Raw genomic sequence first — 17,764 nt, 5'->3', positions numbered from 1 at the left:
GTGGAACGCAGCTGAATTCCGGCAATCAGCGTAGGGCGGTCTGGTTGACGAAGTTGGCGATTGCCCTGCTACTCCCCCGGGCAGATGTCCTGTTCATCATTTGCGACCGGCTGTTTCGGGTTCACGGGGTTGGGGGTGTCCGATAGACACTGCCACCGACGGTTCGGGCTGCGTAGCGTGGTGGACGTGGACAGAAAAGACGAAATCCGTGAGTTCCTGATCTCGCGCCGGGCGAAGATCACCCCGGAACAAGCCGGCATCCCCAGATTTGGGGAACTGCGACGTGTTCCGGGCCTGCGCCGTGAGGAAGTGGCACAGCTCGCCGGGGTCAGCACCGACTACTACACCCGGCTGGAACGCGGCAACCTGCGCGGCGCCTCGGACCCGGTGCTCGAGGCCGTGGCCACCGCGCTTCAGCTGGACCAGGCCGAGCGGCAACACCTAATGGACCTGGCACGGTCGACCCACACGCCGCCGCGACGGGGACCCCTCCGGCCTGCGCAGCAGCGGGTCCGCCCCGGCGTGATGCGGCTACTGGACGGAATGACGGGTGTGGCCGCCACGGTGCAGAACGGCCGCTCGGACGTGCTGGCTGCCAACCTGCTCGGCCGGGCCCTATACGCACCGGTTTTGAGCTCACCCGCTTCGCCGGGGGCTGACGTCCCGGAGAGGCGGCCGAACCAGGCGCGCTACCTCTTCCTCGATCCCGGCGCTGGCGACTTCTACCCCGATTGGCCCACCATCGCGGCCACCACGGTCGCCATGCTGCGCCTGGAAGCCGGGCGCAACCCGCATGACCGGGCGCTGAACGAATTGATCGGGGAACTGGCCACGCACAGCGGGCTGTTCTCCGCACTGTGGGCCGGGCACGACGTACGGATCCACACAGAGGGGACCAAACGCTTCCACCACCCGGTCGCCGGGGACCTGTCCCTGCACTACGAAACGCTGGACCTTCCCGGCGACGAAGGGCAAACCCTCTTCACCTTCACCGCCGAACCCGGATCCTCGTCCGCGAACGCCCTGGCATTCCTGGCCAGCTGGGCGGTGTCACCTCCCCAACCTTCCACCGCTGGCGATGCTGCCGACGGATCCCCCGGCCTTGGCCAGCGCCCCCACGCGCAGCCTGAAACACACAACACAGGAAAGAACGGACCATCACATGAGTGAGCAAAAGAAAAACACGACCGAGAAGAAAGTCTGGTTCATCACCGGTGCCGCGCGCGGCATGGGAACCGACATCGCCAAGGCGGCCCTGGCGGCCGGCCACGCCGTCGTCGCCACCGGCCGCAACCCGGAAAAAGTGATCCAGGCCGTGGGCGAAAACCAGGACCTGCTGGCCGTGAAACTCGACGTCACCGACCCCGCAGCTGCCGAAGCTGCCGTCCAGGCCGCCGTGGACCGGTTCGGCCGGATCGACGTGCTCGTGAACAACGCCGGGAACTTCTACGCCGGGTTCTTCGAGGAAATCACCCCGGAGGACTTCCGGGCCCAGATCGAAACCACCATGTTCGGGCCCATGAACGTCACGCGTGCGGCCCTTCCGGTCATGCGGGCCCAACGGTCGGGCCTCGTCGTCACGATTTCCTCCACCGCTGGCATCGCCGGCGGGGAGTTCCTGACGGCCTACGCCGCATCGAAATTCGGGGTGGAGGGCTGGGCGGAGTCCCTGGCGCCAGAAGTCGCACCGTTCGGCATCCGCACCATGCTCGTGGAGCCGGGGTTCTTCCGCACCGAGCTGCTCAGCCCGGCATCCACACGCTATGCGGCTTCCACCATCGAGGACTACGCCGAACGCACCAAGCAGACCGTCTCCGCCTGGCGAAGCATGGATGGACAGCAGGGCGGGGACCCGACGAAGCTCGCCGATGCCCTGATCCGGCTCGCGGCCCTGGACGAGCCGCCACTGCGGTTCGCGGCCGGCGCCGACGCCGTCGGGGTGTTCGAGACCCGGGCCAGGGATCTCCAAGACCAGGCCGACGCCCACCGCCAGCTTTCGGGCAACCTCGCCCACAACGGCACCTAAACACCGCACTTCGGGCGCACCCTGGGTTGATGGCGCAGGGCCAACCAAAAACACAAGCACACACCTCACAGAATCGAGACGATTTACCCATGAAGAACGCAGCACTGGGCGCTTTGGGCGTCTCCCGGATCGGCCTGGGCGCCATGACCATGGCGGGGACCTACACCACCGGCGGCGGGATCGACGACAATGAGTCGATCCGCACCATCCATCGCGCGCTCGATCTCGGTGTCACTCACATCGACACCGCCGAAATCTATGGGCCGTTCCACAGTGAAGAGGTCGTTGGCCGTGCGATCAAGGGCCGCCGCGACCAGGTCGTGGTCGCCACCAAGTTCGGACTGTTCTCCCACACCGGGGAACGCCGTCTCATCGACAGCAGCCCGGCGAACCTCCGTGCTGCTGTGGAGGGTTCTCTTAAGCGTCTCGGTACAGACCGCATCGATCTCTACTACCAGCACCGGGTCGACCCGAACACCCCCATCGAGGACACTGTCGGTACCCTGTCCGAACTGGTTGCTGAAGGCAAGGTCCTCCACCTTGGCCTGTCGGAGGCCAGCCCCGCCACGATCCGCCGCGCCCATGCGGTCCACCCGCTGGCAGCTTTGCAGACCGAATACTCGCTGTGGACGCGCGACCCCGAGGCCGAGATACTCCCGTTGCTGCGCGAGCTCGGTATCGGCCTCGTGCCGTACTCACCGCTCGGGCACGGACTTCTGACAGGGCAGATCCGCACCGTTGACGACTTCGCCGACGACGACTGGCGCAAGTCCAACCCGCGTTTCACCGGCGAGAACTTCCAACGCAACCTCCGGATCGTGGAGGAGGTCCGGGCCATCGGCTCCGAAACCGGGGCGACCGCTGCCCAGACCGCGCTGGCGTGGCTGTTGACCCGAGGCAACGACATCGCCCCGATCCCTGGTACCAAGCGAGTGGCTCGCGTCGAGGAGAACACCGCGGCCGACGGTATCAAGCTCAGCGCTGCGCAGATCGACCGGCTCAACAAGCTCACGCCCGCAGCCGGTGCACGCCACGACGAAGCAAACATGGCGAGCATCGACAGCTAAACACCGCCGCATGTGCGGATGAAGCTGACCGTCCCTGAAAGCAGGGACGGTCAGCTTCCGCCGCAGAGGGGAACGCTCCCGCACAGATCCTCAATGCGAACCCCATTTGGGTTCGGCGCCGACAAGAGCCGCCATTCCAACCTGTTGTTTAACCGCCAAACGACGCTAATAGTCACAGGTTGCGTCCGTGACAAGCTCGACTTCAATTCGGATCGCGCGGCCCACGTTGTCTGGGAACGTGGCTACTTCAATGCAGGTCATCCGGAACACTTGATCACCACGTGTGAATAGTTCTAGAGGAACAGTTTGAACCCCACATGCGACGGTTCAAAACCAAGGCGCTCATAGAACCGATGTGCATCTTCACGGGACTTGTCGCTGGTCAATTGGACCAACGCAGCTCCTCGCCTCTGACCTTCCGCGATGGCCCACTCCATCATCGCCGTTCCCAAACCATTGCCACGCTTTTTCTCATCCACGCGCACCGCTTCCACCAGCAGGCGCGTCGCACCCATGCGTGCAAGGCCTGGAATGATGGTCAACTGCATGGTGGCGACTACGGTGGCCGCGTCGTCAGTCACGACAACCAGCAATTGGGCAGGATCGGCGTCGATCGCATGGAAAGCGTCAATGTATTCAGTGCGGTCTTCGGCCGTAGCTGTGTTTTCGGCCCGCCTCAGCACGTCGTTGACCATGAGTTCGACAATGGGGACGACGTCCGATTCAACTGCCCTGCGCAGATGGAAGTTTTCGCCGGACAAAGTGAAGATTTCCTGGGTCATGGATTCATCCTTGCATGCGTGCGGGGTCCTGGCCCGACAGGGAAGGCCTAAAAGCATCCTGGCAAATTGTTCAACGCGGCACCTGGCGCACTCCCCTATTCGGCTGCTTGAATTCATGCCTCGGAGAGGCTGACGTCGTTCCTCCAAGCTGGTTGAAACCACTGAACCGTGCTTTTCTTGATTCAAGGGGATGCCAGGAGGCCACATGAAACGCCACCATGATCGGAAGGTTGTCGTTCAGGCAGTCGCTTTCACGCTCGCGATCACTGCCACGCTTATCCTCCTGCTGATCCCCGGATACACCGAAGTAACGCAATCAAGCGACGGGCCAGAGCAGGTCAAGAACTCGACGTTGCTCGAGTCCATGGGACCGTGGATCTTCGTGCCGCTGCTCATCCCCGTCGTGCTCACCGGGTTGCCTCTCGTGTTCATGGGACGCCCACAGGGCTATGCATCGGTCGCGGCCGTCATTGCCCTCGCCATCTTCACGGTCCTAGGAGCTCTAAGTATCGGTTGGTTTTACCTCCCGGCCACCGGCGTCGCTTTCATCGCACTCTTTTTGCAGTCCACGAAGCCCATGGCGCCGAATGCCCCTCCAGAACTGAGCCATTGATCGCCCATCTGGCCCGATCGAGTGGCCAATTGGCGGTGGACCGTTGGACGACAATTTCTGGCTGTGCCAAGCCCGATCAATGGGCCAACAGGCAGCCCACGCTGCGGCACCGATTCAGAATGCTATATCCAAGGATGGATCCCGATGGATGCAACGACTCATTTCGGTGTGTACGGCCTTTGGAAACAGGATGGTCAAATGGTCCTCATCCGCAAGTCTCGCGGGCCGTACGCCAGCCTCCTCGATCTCCCGGGAGGTTCGCCCGAAATCAACGAAACAGAAGATCAGACGCTGGCGCGCGAGTTGGAAGAGGAATGCGGCGTGCTGCTGGACTCAATCCATCGACAAGAACGCTTCACCATTCACGTTGATCATTCCAGTACGGGAGAAGCAATCGATCTCACGCACAGCGGGCTCATAAAGTCAGTGAACGTATTCGGCCGGATCCGGCACCTCGGCGCTTTTGCGGATGTAGCTTCTGTTGAACTATTCGACACAAGCCATCATTCCTTGGAAGAACTCTCTCCCCTTGTCCTCGAAGCGATGTGCCGGTTCCCCGAATTCGGGTTCGCCTAGACCACTTACTGCGTACGAAGCCGGGTTTCTTCGACCATCCGCGGCAGTCTTATGGCCCGAAGTGGGTCCGTGGCAAGCCACCCCAGGCAGGGTCTTTCGTGAAACCCAAATGGAACGCCCGATGCGGGGCAACGGAGGCGATCCTTGGTCATTATGATGGGATCAAGCCCAAGAATCAGCTTGAACACCACCTGAGGCCGCACCGGAAGGAATCACGGAGTGCTCCGGCTCGGATTTCCCGGGCCGCAAGGAGAATCAGCCATGGATACAGGAGCAGAGCTGTTTGGCAAGCTCAGCGCGTGGTGCAAGGACCACCGTCACGGTGTGCGCAGCCGCGAGCAGTGGAAGAAGATGGCCTATGGAGAAGCCGAGGATATTCACCAAGAATTGATCGCAATGGGGTTTGCTCCGCTCAGTGAAGACCATTTGCGCAGGATCGCCGCCAATGCTGACGAGTGGTGGTGGAAACAGAACTCGCACAGCGCCTATGGGCGAGCACGCTCCCGCCACGGCAAAGGCAACCCGGTGAAGCCCACCGTGTTGGATACCGGGATTGACTAATGGAGCGAACGGTTCAAACTCGTCCCCGGTGGTTCCCAGCAAGGAGCCTACTGATGGCAAACACCCATGACCCTGGATACGGCAGTTTCTCGAGTGCTTGGATACCAACTTGTCGTAAGAACCCATCGATCTCGTCACGGACAGAAGCCCGATGGGTGTTGTCACGGCTGTCTGACCGGTGACGGGCGACCGGCAGGATCCGCCATTTTGCTACCGGGGCGGTTCAGGCACGGTTTTTTCGATGCGTGCCCGAAGAATAGGCACTCCAGGACCTTGCAGGTGCTCAAGGTAGGCATCCCGTCCGGACATCGTCATCACCAAGGCAAGAGTCGGCCCGCTAACTAGTGGGCCTGAACCCGCTGCGAATGGCCCGTCGTCTGCCCTCAGCTGGAGGCCCGTAGCGTTCGAACGGCTGGCGACCGCAAAGTTGCGGCTCGCGTAGAATTCCGCGACGGGTGTCAACGCCTCAATGCTCGGGGTACGGGAAATCCCCAGTGGGTGGCGGATATCTTGGGCATGCACAACAACTTCTCCCAGATATGCCGGGGTGTGGGAGGACGGTGCGATGTTGCTAGTGATAACGGCTCGAAACCGCTCCAGGGTATCGGCCGGGGTAGTGCCTAGGTGCTCCTGTAGCCGGCGTTGGTTGTGCACATCGGGTTGGAAACGCGCGCCGAGCATGCTGCGAAGCCATTGCCACTGGTTGAGGCTCGCCGCGGCGGTGAGATGCGCGACGACGTGCTCGACATCCCACCGCCCACATAGCGTTTCGCGATGCCATTGCTCCGTGTTGAGCGCCGATAAATCATCCGCCAGCGCGGCGCGTTCGGTATGCATGAGGGCCCAAAGGTTGCCTTCGGAAGATTTCGCCATAGCAGTTGTTCCCCTATTTCCGATTTCGTGGATTCAATCCTACGACGCGCCCACTGACGTTTTCGGGCGGCGCAAATCATCTGCAGGGTGGGCCTTGTTTAGGGAACGGATATATGTTCCCGTGACGGTTCCCCTGAAAGGGCTGCCGAACGGAACCTGCTGGACCCACTTTTTTGAACTCGTTGGCCTGCTCAAGTGCATATGCAAGAATCACAGTTGAGCCGCTGATCGTCGGCCAATGAATCGACTTAGGAGCACTACGCATGGGCGCATGGGATGTATCGGTCTTCGGCAACGACGACGCTGCGGACTTAATGTACGAGTTTGATGATGCCAACACCGTGGCCCAGGTTGTGCCTGTCCTTGAGGACGCGCTGGATGCGGTCCTTCTTTCGGCGCCGGAAGTGGACGCCTCCGACGGTGCAGCGGGTTTGGCGGCCGCTGCACTTGTAGTTGCGTGGAGTGAACCGGAGATGCTCGAGGACGATGGAGACTATGCCCCGCAGCCGTGGCCGCGCACCGCCGATCCCCTGCCCGGCCAGCTGAGAGCGAAAGCCGCGAACGTGCTTGACCGCATGAAAAAAGCCGAAGGGAACGAACTGGCCGAATTGTGGGCCGAATCGGGTCAAGCTGAGGAGTTCGTAGCTGAAATCGCGCGCTGGAGCGCACGCTTCGCCTGAGCACATGACTTTGGTTCTATTCCCTCGGACAGCTGCGGTTTTGGACGCTAAATGTTGCGGCTCCAGGCGCCGGAACCCGCGGCAACCTACAAGCGCGATGCGTTTGGCGACATCTGGACCGCATCCCCAGAAGGAGGGGCCTCTGAGTCGGCAGGTCTTCGCCAGAGCAAACGTGCTTGGTTCTTTCGTTTGCCGTGGTGAAGAAGCATCAGCCAGATCGCCAGCAAAAAGGCCATGAATGCAAGAATTCCCAGTGCAATCAAGGTGTTTCTGTGCCCCAGGTTGTGGATGAGCACCGACCCGACGATGGGCGCTGCTGCCTGGGCGAGCAGGGACGGCAAAGCGATGCGGCCCATGATTCGCGCGTATTGGTCCTGGCCGAACATCGCCAACGGCACGGTCCCGTGGGCGATGGAATTCAACCCGATCCCGACCCCGTAGACAACGACGAGGATCGCTGGCGCCAAAATCCCCATGCCTAGGAACCCGATGGACACTGCCATCGCGAAGGTCGCGGTCAGCAGCGTCCAAAGTGGGTGCTGTTTTCGCCCGATGACAAACTCCAGGAACCGGGCACCCACCTGTGAGGGGCCGATGGTTGCGGCGAGAACGACGGCGGCGGTGCCCGCGATCCCGATACCTGCCAACATGGAGAACATGTGGACCGACATCAACGCGGCAATGGACGTACCCAGCGCGGAGATGGTCGCAACCAGGATGATCAACAACCATCTGGGGCCCGAGGCTCCGGATGTCGCGTGGTTCGAGGCTGGTGATCCGCCACCGGGCGTTGGTCCACATGGTTGTCTCGGAATCGTGAGCGCATAGAGGGGTGCGGTGATCACCAGGTGCGCCCCGGCGTAGACGAGGGCCGTCCACCGCCACCCGACCACGTCGACCAGCAGGGTGCTCAGCGGCCAGCAGATGGTGCTGGCGAACCCACCAAACAGCGTGAGCAGGGTGATGGCCGAGCGCGCCGAGGAACCATACGTGTGTCCGAGTACCGCGAACGCTCCGCCGTAGAGTCCGCCACTCATTCCCAAGCCGAGGATCAGCCATGCGCCGAGGTACCACCACTGGTTCGGGGCCATGCCGAGTACGGCCAGGCCCAGTGCGAGCAGCAGGGCGCTGGCGATCAGGACGGTGCGGCCGTGGTTGCCTGCCACCAGCGCACCGACGCGTGGCGAGCCAAGGCCCGCGATGACGAGGCCCACCGACACGCCCGCCACGACCAGGGAACTCGGCCACCCGGTGTCGATGGCGATGGGTCCGGCCAGCACCGCCAGCAGGTAGAAGGTCGAGCCCCAGGAGAGGACCTGCCCGATGCCCAGGCCGGTGACGACGTAGCCGCGCTTGGTCGTGAATCGCTGGGTGAGGGCCATGTTTAGACCAGTGCGGGGGTGTTGCTGATCGTCAGGGCTTCGGTGTCTTCGCCGGCGGCCAGGAAGTGCGTGACGTCCAGGGCCGCGACGCAGCCGGATCCGGCGGCGGTGATGGCCTGGCGGTAGGTCGCATCGATGACGTCGCCCGCGGCGAAGACGCCGGGAAGGGAGGTCTTGGAGGTGCGGTCCTTCACGGCGATGGTGCCCGCCGCGCTGAGTTCCAGCTGGTCGTTGACCAGGTCGGTGCGCGGGTCGTTGCCGATCGCCACGAACACCCCGGTCACCGGGAGGCTGCTGGTTTCTCCGGTGAGCAGGTTCTCGAGTCGCAGGCCGGTGACCTTGCCCTCGCCTTCGATGTCGGTGACGGCGCTGTTCCAGATGAAGGCGATCTTGGGGTGGGCCAGGGCGCGGTCGGCCATGATCTTGGAGGCGCGCAGGGTTTCGCGGCGGTGGACGACGGTGACCTTGGAGGCGAACTTGGTCAGGAAGAGTGCTTCCTCCATGGCCGAGTCGCCGCCGCCGATCACGGCGATCTCTTGTCCGCGGAAGAAGAATCCGTCGCAGGTTGCGCAGGAGGATACGCCGTGGCCGGTCAGTCGCTTTTCGTTCGGCACGCCCAGGGTGCGGTAGGCCGAGCCGGTGGAGAGGATGACGGTGCGTGCCAGGTAGGTGGTGCCGTTTCCGGCGGTGACCTTCTTGATGTCACCATTCAGATCCACGTGGGTGACGTCGTCGAAGAGGATTTCGGCACCGAAGCGTTCGGCCTGCTGCTGCATGTTCTCCATCAGGTCCGGGCCCATGATGCCTTCGGTGAATCCGGGGAAGTTTTCGACCTCGGTGGTGTTCATGAGTTCCCCGCCCGCGGTGACCGAACCTGCAATGACCAAGGGGGCCAAGTCCGCGCGGGCGGTGTAGATCGCCGCGGTGTATCCGGCGGGGCCGGAGCCGATGATGATGACGTTGCGGATGGTCTCGGTGGTGCCGGTGCTCATGGAGAAGCCTTTCAAGACGGGCGGGAAACGAAGCGTGCAGCGTTGGTGCGTGCGGGGTTGCGCGTGGGTTTAGTGCGAGGCGAGGAGTCGGTGCTTGAGGTCCTTGACGCGCGCATGGATGTCGTCGCGGACCAGTTCCATGCGTTCCCGGCCCTCGATGCCGCGCACGCTGGGTTCGTCGGTCTCCCAGATTTCGATCAGGACACCGTCGACGGCCGGAACCTTGGCCTCGGTGCCCAGAACGACGACGAGCCCTGCGGCCCTCATGTTCTCCTCGGTCAACGCCTTGGGCTTTTCCGCGCTGATGTCGATGCCCAGATCCAGGAGGACCTCGGCCGAGAGCACGTTGATGGCTGCCCCGGGCTTGGTGCCGGCCGAGGTGACGATGATGTTGTCGCCGGCCTCGAGCTTCATGAGGCCGGCGGCCATCTGGGACTTGCCGCCGTTCTTGGCACAGACGAACAGGACGGCGGGCTGTGCTGCCGGTGAAATGTAGCTCATGGGTCAGGCCTTCGGGGTCAGGGTTGCGGCCAGGGAGTCCAGGGCGCCGGGAACCAGGGAGTAGTAGGCCCAGACCCCGCGCTTCTCGCGGTTGAGCAGGCCCGCCTCCACCAGGATTTTCAGGTGGTGCGAGACCGTGGGTTGGCCCAACTCCAGCGGCTCGGAGAGGTCGCAGACGCAGGTCTCGGCCGCTGGGCTGGTGGAGACGATGGAGAGGATGCGCAGGCGGTTCGGGTCCGCCAGCGCCTTGAAGCGCGCGGCGAGGGCCTCGGCATCCGTGGCGAGCAGGGCCCCCTGTCCCTGGGAGGGGACGCAGCACGGGGCTTCCGTTTCACTAGCGGAAACCATGGGGATGTTTTCGCTTGGTTCTGTGGCCACCGGTGTAGGCATCAGCCTCACCCTCGCTTTCATTCGACTCCCCAACGGGAGATTGACAATCGTCGATATATGCAAGCATACTCGATGCATCGAGGTTCGTCGATGTCTAGTTTTTGGAGAGAATTTGCCGTGACAAATACCGCCGCCCCCGCCGACACGGGACACATCACCGCCAAGCTATCCACCCTGGACCGGTACCTGGCCGTCTGGATCCTGGCAGCCATGGCTCTGGGCCTCGGCCTCGGGCGACTCATTCCGGGACTGGGCCACGCGCTGGATTCCATCAAGGTCGCCGGCGTCTCACTTCCCATCGCGCTGGGCCTGCTGGTCATGATGTACCCGGTCCTCGCCAAGGTCCGCTACAACGAAACCCGACGCGTCATCGGCGACAAGAAACTCATGATCACCTCCCTGGTGATCAACTGGGTACTCGCGCCGGCGTTCATGTTCGTCTTGGCCTGGATCTTCCTGGCGGACCTGCCCGAGTACCGCACCGGGCTGATCATCGTCGGACTCGCCCGCTGCATCGCCATGGTCTTCATCTGGAACGACCTGGCCTGCGGGGACCGCGAAGCTGCGGCCGTGCTGGTGGCCATCAACTCCGTCTTCCAGGTCTTCGCCTTCGGCGCCCTGGGCTGGTTCTACCTCCAGGTACTGCCGGGCTGGCTCGGGTTGCCGACCACCAGCGCCGAATTCTCCGTCTGGTCCATCACCCTCTCGGTGCTGGTGTTCCTCGGCATCCCGCTCATCGCCGGCTTCCTCACCCGAACCCTCGGCGAAAAGGCCAAGGGCCGTGTTTGGTACGAAAACAAGTTCCTGCCCAAGATCGGCCCCTGGGCCCTCTACGGCCTGCTGTTCACCATCGTCGTCCTCTTCGCCCTGCAGGGCGACGCCATCATCGCCAAGCCGCTGGACGTCGCCCGCATCGCCCTGCCGCTGCTGGTCTACTTCATCGTCGTCTTCGGCGCGAGCATGCTCATCGGCCGGTCCCTGGGCATGGGCTACGCACGCACCACCACCCTGGCCTTCACCGCCGCGGGCAACAACTTCGAACTGGCCATCGCCGTGGCCATCGCCACCTTCGGCGTCACCAGCGGCCAGGCCCTGGCCGGCGTCGTCGGACCCCTCATCGAGGTTCCCGTCCTCGTGGCCCTGGTCTATGTAGCACTCTGGTCCCGAAAGTTCTTCACCACCACCCCGTCCCTCACCACCCAGAAGGTCTCCGCATGAACACCACCGCTTCCAAGCCCTCCGTCCTGTTCGTCTGCGTCCACAACGCCGGCCGCTCCCAAATGGCAGCCGCCTTCCTGAGCAACCTTTCGGCCGGACAGATCGAGGTCCGCTCTGCCGGATCCGCGCCGGCAGATTCGGTGAACCCGGCCGCCGTCGCCGCGATGAACGAGGTCGGCATCGACATGTCCACCGAGGTCCCCAAGATCCTGACCACCGAGGCGGTCAAGGAGTCCGACGTGGTCATCACCATGGGTTGCGGCGACACCTGCCCGATCTTCCCGGGCAAGCGCTACGAGGACTGGAAGCTCGAAGACCCGGCGGGCCAGGGCGTCGAGGCAGTCCGCCCGATCCGCGACGAAATCCGCGCCCGCATCGAGACCCTCATCTCCGAACTGCTACCCGCCACCAAGTAACACCCCCTTCGAATCCCAGGAGTAGAAGAGCATGAACCAGACATACCCCGTGATCGTCATCGGCGCCGGCCCCATCGGACTGGCCGCCGCCGCACACCTGATCGAACGCAACCAGGACGTCCGCATCCTCGAGGCCGACAACAGCGCCGGAGCCGCCATGGCCGCGTGGGGCCACATCAAGCTCTTCTCCACTTGGCGTTACAACATCGACGCCGCCGCCCGCCGTCTCTTGGAAACCCCCACCGACAGCTACGCGGGTGAGTGGGAAGCGCCGCGGGAAACCCGCCTCCCCACGGGTGCCGACATGGTCGCCGAATACCTGGAACCCTTGGCCGCCCACCCGGCGCTGGCCCCCAAGATCAGCTACGGCCACCGCGTCACCAACGTCACCCGCATCCGGGCAGACGGCATGGGCGTGGACAAGACCAGCTCAAGGAATCGCGAGGATTCCCTCTTCCTGGTCCGCACCGAAACCGCCACGGGAACCGAGGACGTGCTCGCCCGCGCCGTCATCGACGCCTCGGGAACCTGGAACATGCCCAACCCGGTGGGGCGCTCGGGCATCGAGGCCATCGGCGAAGCCGAGGCCCGCGAAGCCGGCTTCGTCACCTCGCCGCTGCCGGATCCCCTTGGCACCGACCTCGAACGTTTTGCCGGGAAGACCGTCCTCGTCCTGGGCGCCGGGCACTCGGCGGCCAACACGCTGATCAGCCTCGGCCGGCTGCGCCAGCAGCACCCGGACACCACCGTTCTCTGGGGTCTGCGCGGTACCGCCAACCCGGTTCGCCTATACGGCGGCGGGGCGGCCGACGAGCTGCCGGCCCGCGGCCAGCTGGGCACGTCCCTGCGCCGCTTCGTCGAGAACGGCGACATCACCATCCTCGAAAACGTCTCCGTCGCCGCCCTGGAAACGGGCGACCGCTTGACCGTGATCCTCGCCGAGAACAGCAGCCTCGTCGTTGACCAGGTGGTTCCGGCCACGGGATTCCGCCCCGACCTGTCAATTCTTTCGGAGCTGCGCTTGGACCTTGACCAGATCGTGGAGGCCCCGCGCGAACTGGGCCCGCTCATCGACCCGGAGTTCCACAGCTGCGGCACCGTCACCGCGCACGGCGAACGCATCCTGGCGCACCCGGAAACCGACTTCTACATCGTGGGGATGAAGAGCTACGGCCGCGCCCCGACGTTCCTCATGGCAACCGGCTACGAACAGGTCCGCTCGATCGCCGCGGCCCTGGCCGGGGACCGCGCGGCTGCTGACCTCGTGGAGCTGGAACTCCCCGAAACCGGTGTGTGTTCCACCGATCTGGGCGGCTCCTGCGACCTGTCGGCAGAGGCTGAAACGGCAAGCGGCTGTGGCACCCCCGAGCCGGAAACCGGTTCCTGCTGCGGCGCCCCCGAACCGGTGACCATCGGGTTCGCCACCGGAACCCTGCACGGGCACGCCGAACTGGTCAGCGAACAAACCGGGAGCTAAATAGCGGGCGCAAGTTCCGGCTCCCGTCGGCCTTTCAAGCCAAGCACGGATTGTCGACGGACCCCTCGGGATCGAAATGCGTGCCGAAGTCGCCCCGTTCCCGGCGACGGGGCGACTTCGGCCGGGCTTGCCGGCATCGGCCAATGGTGAAGCTCCGGTCAGCGGCGCAGGCGCAGGGCGGCGAGCTTCTTCCTGGCCTTGGGGTATTTCTGCGCCGCGGCACGGGCGATACCTCTCTCGATTTTCAGGATCCGGCGGTAGGCCTTGACGGTTCCCTCGGGCAGGGTCGGGTCCGTGACCAGCTCGTCAAGGAGAGCGCGGACCATGACGCTGTCGTGGTGGTCCCCCAGAATCCTCTGGAGCCGATGGGCGCCGAGGGAGATCTTTCGGGCGCGTTTTCCGTGGATTTCGGCTACGGAATCGGCGACGTGCAGCAGCCGTTTGGCATCCTTGCGGACATGGTGCAGCGCAACGTCCCGGGCGCTGCCGGCCTTGCTCCTGGCAACGGACTTGTGCGCGCGATCCAGGCGCTTGGCCGTCCCGTTGACCAATTTTGCCGTCTCGCCGCGGGCGGGCCTGGAGGCCCGAGGTCTTGCCGGCGGATCGTCGCGGAACCGCTCAAGATCGTCCAGCAGCCGGTAGTAGCGATCGGATTCAAGAACCTTCAGAAGCTCCCTGTAGTCGACGTTGTAGGCCGTGCCGATTTCGCGCTCCATGGGTTCGGAAACGGGCCCGGCCCGGAGCGGCTCTGGCAAGTCGCCGACGTGCCGACGGAGCCGTTCGCGCATGACCTCGGCATCGCGTGGACGGCCCAGGATCCCGGCGAACCATTTCAACTCGGCACCGATCCCCTGCGCCGCGTCCTTGGCGAAGAGGTCGGCGTACGTTGAAAGCGCGGACCGCAGCCGTCGGGTCGCGGATCTCATTTGGTGGACCGCATCCGGAAGTTCCAGCCGCACCCCGGCGTCGTTGCTGAGCAGCTCGTTGAGGTGCACCTCCAGATAGGCCGTCACGACGTCGATGACAGGCCCGTTCTTGCGCGGCTTTCCGGTGCCGGTGGCGCGTTCGGGAGGGAACGTTCCACCGAGCGCGCGGGCCAGTTCGGAGCTTTGCCGGGAACGGCTGGCACCCGTCGCGGTCAGCGTCTCCTCGGTCGCGGAGAGCACGTCTTTGTCTCCGTGCACGAGCAGCAGCTGCCATTCGCGCCACTCCAGGCGGGAACCCTCGGGGTGCGTCGCTTCGGCATGGATGCGGTCGTCGGCGAAGTCTGCCAGGTGTTTCCCTCCGGCTCCGTAGAGACGGTAGGTGCTGCGCCGGGTACCCAGACGTGCAATGGGTGAAAGGTTGTTGCCGCGGGTGTATGCCAGCACGCGGGTGAGCATCTCCCCCGGTACTACATCGGGTTGCCCCAGCGGGGCGTTGATTTCCTGCCACTGGGCTGTCCCGTCGGGGATGCGGAGTTGCCACCCGTGGTCCATCCCGCCGGTGTGGCGTCGAAGGGTGATGCGCCGGATGGCCAGGGCCAGGGTCGCCGTGTCGAAATAGACGGCGTCGAGCCGGGAATCGACCGGGTCCGCCACCCGTTCCACGTCCGGAATGTCCTGGAACACCGGCAGGGGTGTCGATGCGCCGACCTCGTAGGCGAGTTCCGCTCGGGCGTATCGGTCGGGTTTCATGGCGTTCCGGACCCCTGCCCGGTCATGCCGGGCCGCCCGGCCGCCTCCGAACCCCCGAGAAGCTGGGTGCTGATGTGTCTCTGGATCTTGCTCACGCGAGCCGTCCTTTCCCGGAACTGCAGGGGCATGGGGTGGTACATACAGGCAAGTCCCGGGGTACGGTCGTCGGTTGCCCCCACCCCGATTCTAGGACCCGGAGAACGCCCCTGCCAGAGCTGTACATTGATACCGGTGCACGGCTGGCCTGCCGTGCGTTCCCAACCATTCCGCTTCATGCAGGGCGGGGCCAGCTTGTTGAATTCATGGAACCATGGCGCGGCAGGGTGCCGTTGCCTCAATCGGACGCAGCCCAAGTCGGACGGCGTTTTGTCGATAGGATGGGCCCATGGCAAGGACGGCTGGAGAAAAGCTTGGATCGTTGGCCATTCCGCTGTTCGTATTGGCGATACTCACCGGAGTGCTGGCCGGCGCCGGTGTAGGTGCCGTATTTGGCCTGTTCCTGGCCATTCCGATAGCAGCCGATCCCGAGGTTCCGGGCGTCGGGAGCCCAGGGAGCTGGGCCATGATCCCGATACTTTACGGCATTCCCGTCGGCGGCTTCGCTGCCTTGGTTCCCGCTGTCGGCGCGTTGGCCGGGTTGTACGTCCATGCCGGGAAGGTACCCTTTCCTTCCGCCAGGGACCAATCGCTGGCAGCAGGCGTGGGTGCCGGTGCCACGTCGGCCCTGGCTGCCGGTGCCGCGCTGTTCCTGATGGATGCAAACGTGCCGGCAGTGCTGGCGGTCGGCATTGCCTTCTCCCTGGTTTCCTTCCTTGGCACCTACCTGGTTGCGGGCAGGTTCCTTCGCTACAAGGCAGCCAGGGAAACCATGGAAGGCGCACGCGACCCGGCCGAACGAAACGACGGCGTCATCGACTGACAGCATTCCCCATTGCGGTAGTTCGACACAGAAAGGGCTTGGCCCGCGCAATTCTTGCGCGGGCCAAGCCCTTTCTCGGCGGCACGGTCTCTCCAGACCGTGCCCGGTGCCTATCTGGTTGCCCGTTCGGGCAGCAGCGACCGGGCATCGGCATAGCCGTCGGCGACAACCGTCGTCGGGACGTCATAGACCCGCACGGCGCGCTCGGAACCGTCCCAGGCAGGCCAGCCGGGATCCCCCGTGGCGATGAAGGATACGGCGCTGGCGTGGACCTCGTCGGCCAGGGCCTGCGGCGGCTCGGTCCCCGCCAGCGGGGCGATGCGCTCTGAATCGAGGCAGTCGAACATGAACGGCACGTCCAGGCAGTGGCAGGCGCCGCCCATGGTGGGCGAGTTCCAGGCAAAGCGGTACAGCCAGGTCGGGGCCTGCACGCCCTCGCGCAGTTCCGCGAGGTTCAGGGCAGGCGCGCGGAACATGTGGTCGGTGACGTACTGGCCCACGAGGTCCGCGGTGCCCAATCCCGGGTGGTCGGCCACATAGGCCCCGATGACCTCGGGGTCGGCACCCACCGCGGCGAGGACGCCCGCGGCCGGGACCCCGGACAGCGCCTCCCCCGCGCCGGCAAGGACCATGCCGAACTCATGGTCGGTGGTGCCGAGGATCAGTTCCTTGTCCCCTCCAATGCCGGCGGCCAGCGCCTCGGCCGTCGGCAACGGGATGAGGTCGCCGTCGATGACGGGCCCAAGTGTCAGTCCGTCGCCAAGCATGGAGGCCAGCTCGGCGATGGGGTCGGCCTCGCCGTCGTTGCCGCCGACCGAGGAAACCTGACCCTGTAGGGCAAGGACCTCGGCCTCGGTCAGCATGGACAGCCCGGCCACCGTCGGAGCGACACCACCGAGTTCGGCCAACTTTCGGCCCAGCGCCTCGGATGCGTCCATCGTGACGTTGGTGGGCGGGCCGGAAAGTGAAATCACGCGGTTGAACAGCGGCTGTGCGCGCGGGCAGCCCAGCAACGTAAGCACAGCACCGCCGCCGGCCGACTGGCCGGAGATCGTGACGTTCGAAGGGTCCCCGCCGAAGGCCGCGATGTTGGCCCGGACCCATTCGAGCGCCAGCAGCCAGTCCAGGACGCCGCGGTTGCGCGGGGCATCCTCGATCCAGCCGAAGCCGTCGAAGCCGAGGCGGTATGACACGCTCACGGTCACGACGCCGTCGCGGTTGAACGCTGCTCCGTCGTACCAGGGGCTGGAGGGCGATCCGGCGACGTAGCCGCCCCCGTGGATCCAGACCAACACCGGCAGGCCGGCGTCGCCCGCATCCACGGGGTTCGGGGTGAACACGTTGACGTTCAGCGTGGATTCGCCGGGGATCGACGGCTCCGGGATCAGTGTCACCTCGGCCAGCGTCTTTCGCTGCGGCGTGGCGCCGTATTCGCCGGCCGGACGCACGCCTTCCCAGGGGCGGTGAGGCACGGGCGCCTGGAAGCGGAGACCTCCCACGGGAGGCTCGGCGAACGGGATGCCCAGGAAGGCCGCCGAACCGTCGCGCCAGGTGCCGCGAACCGCACCGGACCGGGTGACAACGACGGGCTGCTGAGAAGTGTTTGTCATGATCG

The 17,764-nt window shown here is 64.7% G+C and carries 19 protein-coding genes; 11 read left to right on the top strand and 8 right to left on the bottom strand.

The features are described 5' to 3' along the window. The first annotated feature begins 186 nt into the window (after positions 1-186). From ACIQLF_RS05855 to ACIQLF_RS05845, 3 genes are all read left to right on the top strand, one after another. A complete protein-coding gene (locus ACIQLF_RS05855) occupies positions 187-1,170 on the top strand; it encodes a helix-turn-helix transcriptional regulator (protein WP_400295540.1) in 984 nt (327 codons plus the stop codon). Then, positions 1,163-2,026 (top strand): SDR family oxidoreductase, encoded by an 864-nt coding sequence (locus ACIQLF_RS05850; protein WP_400295537.1) that lies wholly within the window; start codon positions 1,163-1,165, stop codon positions 2,024-2,026. Before ACIQLF_RS05855 ends, ACIQLF_RS05850 begins: the two co-directional genes overlap by 8 nt. Positions 2,027-2,115: 89 nt before the next feature. Beyond that, positions 2,116-3,093, top strand: a complete 978-nt coding sequence (locus ACIQLF_RS05845) for an aldo/keto reductase (RefSeq protein WP_400295535.1) — start codon at positions 2,116-2,118, stop codon at positions 3,091-3,093. 293 nt (positions 3,094-3,386) lie between these two features. Here the strand turns inward: ACIQLF_RS05845 and ACIQLF_RS05840 are convergent, their stop codons facing one another. Further along, complete coding sequence (locus ACIQLF_RS05840) at positions 3,387-3,875, bottom strand: GNAT family N-acetyltransferase (protein WP_400295532.1); 489 nt, start codon at positions 3,873-3,875, stop codon at positions 3,387-3,389. A 205-nt stretch (positions 3,876-4,080) separates the two neighbouring features. Between ACIQLF_RS05840 and ACIQLF_RS05835 the strand changes: the two genes are divergently transcribed. The 3 genes from ACIQLF_RS05835 (at position 4,081) to ACIQLF_RS05825 (ending at position 5,625) form a co-directional block, all read left to right on the top strand. Then, on the top strand, positions 4,081-4,488 hold the full coding sequence (locus tag ACIQLF_RS05835; protein WP_400295530.1) for a hypothetical protein: 408 nt from the start codon (positions 4,081-4,083) through the stop codon (positions 4,486-4,488). A 144-nt stretch (positions 4,489-4,632) separates the two neighbouring features. Further along, on the top strand, positions 4,633-5,064 hold the full coding sequence (locus ACIQLF_RS05830) for an NUDIX domain-containing protein (protein ID WP_400295527.1): 432 nt from the start codon (positions 4,633-4,635) through the stop codon (positions 5,062-5,064). 261 nt (positions 5,065-5,325) lie between these two features. After that, positions 5,326-5,625: a hypothetical protein gene (locus ACIQLF_RS05825; RefSeq protein ID WP_400295524.1), complete on the top strand. Its 300-nt coding sequence runs from the start codon at positions 5,326-5,328 to the stop codon at positions 5,623-5,625. Positions 5,626-5,835: 210 nt separating this feature from the next. Here ACIQLF_RS05825 and ACIQLF_RS05820 read toward each other — a convergent pair whose 3' ends face one another. Then, complete coding sequence (locus ACIQLF_RS05820; RefSeq protein WP_400295521.1) at positions 5,836-6,498, bottom strand: maleylpyruvate isomerase family mycothiol-dependent enzyme; 663 nt, start codon at positions 6,496-6,498, stop codon at positions 5,836-5,838. A 263-nt stretch (positions 6,499-6,761) separates the two neighbouring features. Here ACIQLF_RS05820 and ACIQLF_RS05815 point away from each other — a divergent pair, with 263 nt between their 5' ends. Further along, positions 6,762-7,178 carry a DUF4259 domain-containing protein gene (locus ACIQLF_RS05815; RefSeq protein ID WP_400295519.1) on the top strand — a complete coding sequence of 139 codons (417 nt, stop codon included), beginning with the start codon at positions 6,762-6,764 and terminating at the stop codon, positions 7,176-7,178. A gap of 86 nt (positions 7,179-7,264) precedes the next feature. Here ACIQLF_RS05815 and ACIQLF_RS05810 read toward each other — a convergent pair whose 3' ends face one another. The 4 genes from ACIQLF_RS05810 to ACIQLF_RS05795 all read right to left on the bottom strand — a co-directional run bounded on the left by ACIQLF_RS05810 (position 7,265) and on the right by ACIQLF_RS05795 (position 10,401). Then, positions 7,265-8,560 (bottom strand): MFS transporter, encoded by a 1,296-nt coding sequence (locus ACIQLF_RS05810; protein ID WP_400295517.1) that lies wholly within the window; start codon positions 8,558-8,560, stop codon positions 7,265-7,267. A gap of 2 nt (positions 8,561-8,562) precedes the next feature. Beyond that, the gene (gene trxB / locus ACIQLF_RS05805) at positions 8,563-9,552 is read right to left on the bottom strand and encodes a thioredoxin-disulfide reductase (RefSeq protein WP_400295514.1); all 990 of its coding nucleotides are present in this window, start codon (positions 9,550-9,552) and stop codon (positions 8,563-8,565) included. A gap of 69 nt (positions 9,553-9,621) precedes the next feature. After that, positions 9,622-10,053, bottom strand: a complete 432-nt coding sequence (locus ACIQLF_RS05800) for a low molecular weight phosphatase family protein (protein WP_400295511.1) — start codon at positions 10,051-10,053, stop codon at positions 9,622-9,624. Positions 10,054-10,056: 3 nt separating this feature from the next. Then, positions 10,057-10,401 carry an ArsR/SmtB family transcription factor gene (locus ACIQLF_RS05795; RefSeq protein WP_400296381.1) on the bottom strand — a complete coding sequence of 115 codons (345 nt, stop codon included), beginning with the start codon at positions 10,399-10,401 and terminating at the stop codon, positions 10,057-10,059. A gap of 159 nt (positions 10,402-10,560) precedes the next feature. On the opposite strand from ACIQLF_RS05795, the gene arsB reads away from it, so the two are divergent. The 3 genes from arsB to ACIQLF_RS05780 are packed head-to-tail and all read left to right on the top strand — an operon-like array spanning position 10,561 to position 13,554. Beyond that, the gene (gene arsB, locus ACIQLF_RS05790) at positions 10,561-11,661 is read left to right on the top strand and encodes an ACR3 family arsenite efflux transporter (protein ID WP_400295509.1); all 1,101 of its coding nucleotides are present in this window, start codon (positions 10,561-10,563) and stop codon (positions 11,659-11,661) included. After that, complete coding sequence (locus tag ACIQLF_RS05785) at positions 11,658-12,077, top strand: arsenate reductase ArsC (RefSeq protein WP_400295506.1); 420 nt, start codon at positions 11,658-11,660, stop codon at positions 12,075-12,077. Before arsB ends, ACIQLF_RS05785 begins: the two co-directional genes overlap by 4 nt. A 31-nt stretch (positions 12,078-12,108) precedes the next feature. Next, a complete protein-coding gene (locus tag ACIQLF_RS05780; RefSeq protein ID WP_400295504.1) occupies positions 12,109-13,554 on the top strand; it encodes an FAD-dependent oxidoreductase in 1,446 nt (481 codons plus the stop codon). Positions 13,555-13,712: 158 nt separating this feature from the next. Here the strand turns inward: ACIQLF_RS05780 and ACIQLF_RS05775 are convergent, their stop codons facing one another. Continuing rightward, positions 13,713-15,230 carry a CHAD domain-containing protein gene (locus ACIQLF_RS05775; protein WP_400295501.1) on the bottom strand — a complete coding sequence of 506 codons (1,518 nt, stop codon included), beginning with the start codon at positions 15,228-15,230 and terminating at the stop codon, positions 13,713-13,715. Between the two features lie 385 nt (positions 15,231-15,615). On the opposite strand from ACIQLF_RS05775, the gene ACIQLF_RS05770 reads away from it, so the two are divergent. Then, positions 15,616-16,149 (top strand): hypothetical protein, encoded by a 534-nt coding sequence (locus tag ACIQLF_RS05770; RefSeq protein ID WP_400295499.1) that lies wholly within the window; start codon positions 15,616-15,618, stop codon positions 16,147-16,149. Positions 16,150-16,259: 110 nt separating this feature from the next. On the opposite strand, the gene ACIQLF_RS05765 is transcribed toward ACIQLF_RS05770, so the two are convergent. Beyond that, positions 16,260-17,759, bottom strand: a complete 1,500-nt coding sequence (locus ACIQLF_RS05765) for a carboxylesterase/lipase family protein (protein ID WP_400295496.1) — start codon at positions 17,757-17,759, stop codon at positions 16,260-16,262. Positions 17,760-17,764: the final 5 nt, after the last annotated feature.

Source organism: Paeniglutamicibacter sp. NPDC091659, assembly GCF_044756805.1.
Taxonomy (GTDB): Bacteria; Actinomycetota; Actinomycetes; order Actinomycetales; family Micrococcaceae; genus Paeniglutamicibacter.
Note: the sequence above shows the minus strand (reverse complement) of the source record. Positions and strands in the feature narration are given on the sequence as shown.